General features: G+C 74.7%; 4 protein-coding genes. All 4 read right to left on the reverse strand.

What is annotated here, in order from left to right; genetic code table 11:
* A partial coding sequence (locus B5D80_RS32555) for a beta-ketoacyl-[acyl-carrier-protein] synthase family protein (RefSeq protein ID WP_088647749.1) occupies positions 1-1190 on the reverse strand: 1190 nt, incomplete at its 3' end.
* Positions 1183-1428, reverse strand: a complete 246-nt coding sequence (locus B5D80_RS32560) for a hypothetical protein (protein WP_088647750.1) — start codon at positions 1426-1428, stop codon at positions 1183-1185. The genes B5D80_RS32555 and B5D80_RS32560, both read right to left, overlap by 8 nt.
* The gene (locus B5D80_RS32565; protein WP_088647751.1) at positions 1428-1694 is read right to left on the reverse strand and encodes an acyl carrier protein; all 267 of its coding nucleotides are present in this window, start codon (positions 1692-1694) and stop codon (positions 1428-1430) included. The genes B5D80_RS32560 and B5D80_RS32565 overlap by 1 nt, the downstream gene beginning before the upstream one ends.
* 161 nt (positions 1695-1855) lie before the next feature.
* The gene (locus B5D80_RS32570) at positions 1856-3247 is read right to left on the reverse strand and encodes a class I adenylate-forming enzyme family protein (RefSeq protein WP_088647752.1); all 1392 of its coding nucleotides are present in this window, start codon (positions 3245-3247) and stop codon (positions 1856-1858) included.
* Between the last annotated feature and the right edge of the window lie 338 nt (positions 3248-3585).

Raw genomic sequence — 3585 nt, forward strand, 5'->3', positions numbered from 1 at the left:
GCACCCACCAGCAGGGCGGTGTTCGCACCGCCGAAGGCGGCGTTGAGGCTCAGGGCGTACCGGCTGGCCACCGGGCGGGGCGCGGCGGTGACCACGTCCAGCGGGCAGGCCGGGTCGGGGCCGAGCCAACCGGCGTTGACCGGCAGCTTCCCGTGCCCCAGCGCCGCCACGGTGACCACCAGTTCGAGCAGGCCGGACGCCTCCAGCGCGTGCCCGTGCAGCGCCTTGGTGGAGCTGACCGGCACCTGCCCGGCCCACTCGCCCAGGGCCAGCCGCAGCGCCGCCGCCTCGGAGGCGTCGCTGAACCCGGTGCCGGTGGCGTTGGCGTTGACGTAGCCGACCGCCCCGGCGGGCAGGCCGGCGCGGCCCAGCGCCGCGCCGATCGCCCGGGCCAGCCCGCCCCCCTGCGGATCGGGTTGGCAGGGGTGGTGGGCGTCGCCGGCCCGGCCCCAGCCGGCCAGCGTCGCCACCGGCTCAACGCCGCGGCCGCGCAGCGCGGCGGCGGACTCCAGCACCACCGCGGCCACCCCGTCGCCGAGCAGCAGGCCCTGCCGTCCGGTGCTGAACGGGCGGACCGCGCCGTCGGCGGCGAGCGCCCGGCCGGCGTCGAAGAGCGCGTACTGGTCCGGCTCCACCAGGTAGCCGGCGGCCACCACCACCCGGTCGGTGTCCCCCCGGCGGATCATGGCGGCGGCGTCGGCGACCGCGTTGCTGGCCGAGACGCAGGCGGTGGTGTAGACCCGGGTCGGGCCGCCGAGCCCGCACCGCCGGGCCAGCCGACCGGCCAGGGCGGGCAGTTCCGGCCAGGCCGGGCCGGCGTCGTCGCGTTCGCCGCCGGCCCACCACGGGTCGTCGGTGCCGGCGGTCGGCCGGTCGTCGGTGTACGGGCCGGGCAGCGTGGCCGGCCCGCCGTGGGTGGCCAGGAGCAGCGCCGACGCCCGGCGCTGCGCCGGGTCCAGCCCGGCGGCCCGGCAGGCGGCGTCGACGGCGTCGGCCAGCTCCTGCGGCAGGGTCGCCACGTCGGGGCGGGTGGCCGCGACGGTCACCCGGCGGCCGGTGGTGTCGAACCGGCGGACCGGTCGGAACGCCGGCACCCCGGACAGGACCCCGGCCAGCAGGGCGTCCACCCCCCTGCCGAAGGCACTGACCGCGTAGGTGCCGGAGATCGTGACGGTGCTCCGCTCAACCATCAGCGGAGGCGGTGAGGCAGGTGTGGAACACGGCCAGCGCGTCGTCGAGGGTGCGGATGCCGGCGAGCTGGTCGTCGGTGAGGTCCATCCGGGTGTCGTAGCGCTGTTCGACGAGGTGCACCAGCCAGGCCAGTTCCATCGAGCCGACCCGGTGCGGGACCTGGTCGACGGGTTTGCCGGTCAGTTCGGCGAGCATGCTCACCAGGTCAGCTCGCCCCAGGTCGGGCTGACCGGACATCAGCGGTTGTCGGTGGTCGCCCCGGCGACCCGGTCGGCGACCATGGTGGTGAACTCCCCCACCGTCATCAGGGCCAGCTTCTCCGACTCGTCGTCGGCGAACCGCAGCCCGTAGCGGTCCTCCACCCGGACGGACAGGTCGGACAGGGCGAGCGACTCCAGGTCCACCCCGGACGGGCCGAGCGTGGTGTCGTCGTCGATCCCGTCGACGTCGTAGTTCATGTCCCGGAGCTGGTCGATGACGAAGGTGCGGACCTCGTCTCGCATGACGGTTACCTCTCTCGATGGGCGGTTCGCCGGCACCCGGTCGGGGCACCGTGCGGGGGTGGTTCGGGCGTACCGCCGACGGTCGGCCGGTGGTGACGCGGTGGTGACGCCCCGACGGCGGTCCGCGGGGACCGGCCGGCGGGCGGGGTGCAGCGGGCCGGTCATGACACCGCCGTCCGCAGCACGTCCAGCGAGCGGACCAGCTTGCCGGTGGTGGTACGCGGCAGCTGCGCCACCAGGTGCAGGGTGCGGGGACGCTTGTAGCCGGCCAACCGCTCGGCGAGCAGTTCGTCCAGCTCATCCTCGGACAGCGGCCCGTCGGGCTGCACGTACGCGGTGATCCCGTCGTCGTAGGCGACCACGGCGGCGGCCACCCCGGGCAGGCCGGTGAGGGTGGCCTCGACCTCGGTGAGGTCGACCTTGAGGCCCCCCACGGAGACCTGCGAGTCGAGCCGGCCGCGGACGGTGACCAGGCCGGTGTCCGCATCGACGGTGCCGGCGTCGCGGGTCCGCAGCCAACCGTCGGCCCAGCGGGTGGGGTCGCTGAGCCCGACGTACGGCGACGCGGGGCAGCTGATCAGCAGCTCACCGTCGGACTCGCGGACCTCGATGCCGGGGGCGGGCGTGATCGCGGGCCGGTGCCGCCCGTACAGGTCGGTGCCGATGACGCCGACCTCGGTCATCCCGTACATGTTGCCCAAGGGCACGCCGTGCCGGTCGGTGAACGCCTGCACGACGGCCGGCGGGACCAGTTCCCCGCCGGTGGTCATCCGCTTGAACTGGGGCAGCGGCCGGTCGGGGCGGGTGAAGGCGAGCAGACCGATGTGGAACGGGACGCCGAGCACGGTGGCCGGGGTGTCCTGGGCGGCGATCGCGGCCAGCACCGCGTCGCCGCCGAGCCGCTCCGGCGGGACCAGCTCGACGTGGGCGTGCAGGCCGTAGAGCAGCCCGCCGACGAGGCCGAGCACGTGCACCATGGACGGCAGCAGGATGATCCGCTCACCGGGCAGCGCGACCCCGTCGATGCGGGTGTAGCGGTGCACCTCGGCGACCAGGTCGGCGGCGGTGCGTCCGATCACCTTGGACGGTCCGGTGGAGCCGGAGCTGAGCTGGATCACGGCGTGTCCGCTGACCGCCGGGCGGTCGGCGTAGGGGGTGACGCTCTCGGTGACGTCGAGGAAGACCTTCAACGCGCCCCCACCGGTCCGGGCCGGGGCGACGACCACCTGCGGGGTGAGCCGGCGCAGCGCCCGGTCGACCTCGTGGTCGGTGAGCCGGTGGTCGAGCAGCACCGCCTGACCGCCGCTGCGCCAGGTCGCCAGCAGATTGACCACATAGGACACCGACGGCGGCAGGCGCAGCGCGACGGCCCCGCCGGGACGCAGACCCGCGTCGCGCAGCCGGTCCTGCGCCGCGACGACCAGGCGGTGCAGGGTGGCCCGGTCCACCGGCTCGGGCAGCCGGAGACAAACGTCGGCCGCAGGGCCGGCGAACAACACGTCGTCCACCCAACCGGGGTCTTGCGCCGCAGGATCTTCCGTCGGGCGAAACATGGTCACCGCCGGCCACCGTCCAGCATAGAATCGGGCGGAAACGCCCAAAGATGTTGTCTCTTGGCTTGCTCACGGCACCCTACGACAGCCCGGAAGACCATTACTAGATGCGAATGGCTAGATCATAAAAGGCGGCCGGCCGGATTGCCGCCGCTCGATCGGCCGGGCAGGATCGGGCGCGTACGCCGGCCCGCGACACCACCGGCGGCTTCGCCGTGCCCGACGCTCCGCTGTGGATCCGGGCGGCTCGGCGGCGCCCCGCCCCTGGTCAACACCGGTCACGGTGGACGGTCGACGGCCCCTCGGAAGCGGCACCGCAGGGCGCGGACAGGGGTGTG

It is taken from the genome of Micromonospora wenchangensis, from assembly GCF_002210435.1.
GTDB classification, from domain to species: domain Bacteria; phylum Actinomycetota; class Actinomycetes; order Mycobacteriales; family Micromonosporaceae; genus Micromonospora; species Micromonospora wenchangensis.

Bases quoted from the DNA above. Each gene is read 5' to 3' on its own strand.
- B5D80_RS32560 (WP_088647750.1), bottom strand. From the start codon at position 1,428: ATGTCCGGTCAGCCCGACCTGGGGCGAGCTGACCTGGTGAGCATGCTC.
- B5D80_RS32565 (WP_088647751.1), bottom strand. From the start codon at position 1,694: ATGCGAGACGAGGTCCGCACCTTCGTCATCGACCAGCTCCGGGACATG.
- B5D80_RS32570 (WP_088647752.1), bottom strand. From the start codon at position 3,247: ATGTTTCGCCCGACGGAAGATCCTGCGGCGCAAGACCCCGGTTGGGTG.